The 990-nt window shown below is 30.7% G+C and carries 2 protein-coding genes; both read left to right on the top strand.

All coding sequences use genetic code 11. The annotated features are described in order from the left end of the window. Window positions 1-335 (top strand): hypothetical protein (locus AC1DTM_RS28550; protein ID WP_477001496.1); only part of this gene is annotated, 335 nt, incomplete at its 5' end. Between the two features lie 137 nt (window positions 336-472). After that, window positions 473-925: a hypothetical protein gene (locus tag AC1DTM_RS28545; RefSeq protein ID WP_016105087.1), complete on the top strand. Its 453-nt coding sequence runs from the start codon at window positions 473-475 to the stop codon at window positions 923-925. Window positions 926-990 lie beyond the last annotated feature (65 nt).

The following is a 990-nucleotide window of genomic DNA, read 5'->3' as shown; positions in this document are numbered from 1 at the left end:
TATTTATTCTCACAAATAAGCACGAGAAAAAGAAGAAAGTTTATCTGAATGAAAAATTCGCATTAATAGACATTATTGATTCTAAAGAAGTATTTGATGATGAAGGTAACTCATTAGTAGAACTAACATGTAAATACAGCATATACTTAGATGAAAAATACTATTGTAAATCTCTCGATGATTATACTGGACAAGTATTCCCCTTCTTAAGCGCAAAAATAGGAAAGGGACTTCTTAGAAACTTAAATTATTACTTTTCTTACGTTGATGCCTATGATAAAAAACCACCTGTTAAAGAAATAAGACCGCTTATGAAACAAGTAACTAACAGATAGCGGACAGTATTCAAAAAGAAAGCACATAACTTCAGATGCTTTCTTTTTTTGAATCAGTAACTCTCTAACTTTCATCTCCTTCTAAATATATATACCCAAGCATACTTTAAAATAAAAACATTGGAGGATTAGGCTGAATGAAATATTCAGAATCAATCGTAAGTAAACGGCTTCGAAAACTTAAAACAACTGGTATGTTTTTTATACTATTTTTAATCGCCTGGCTTGGATATACAAAATTCCTTTATGGAAATGGTTTTCTTCTAGAAAAGAAAAATTCAGTTGAAGTAATGAATACTAGCGTTACTGGAGAAATAGAAAAGAATTTCGATGTAAACTTACAAGGTTTTCGTAAAACGAACCTTGATACACTTATAGATGCTAGTAAAACCGATCCTAGCGAACTATCCTTAATTGAACTTATCAACACATCTTGTTCTAAAGATTGCACAAGTGAACCTTCAACTTACGTTAAGTCCAACCACGGATATATCTTTTATACAGAATCTAATGGTACGAATGTAGCTCTAAAAATTAAAAAGCAAGATTCATGGGAAATAGAAAAGAAATACGTTCAAAATGGAATTTAAACATGCATTTAATATAAACTACCGTTAGCTTTTCACTATAGAAATAGCTCCTATCCCTTTAGGGG

The organism is Bacillus sp. P4_D3 (assembly GCF_056401855.1).
This window is presented reverse-complemented; position numbering and strand designations above follow the sequence as displayed.

Excerpts from the sequence above, each read along its gene's own strand:
- AC1DTM_RS28545 (WP_016105087.1), top strand. The coding sequence starts at position 473 with ATGAAATATTCAGAATCAATCGTAAGTAAACGGCTTCGAAAACTTAAA.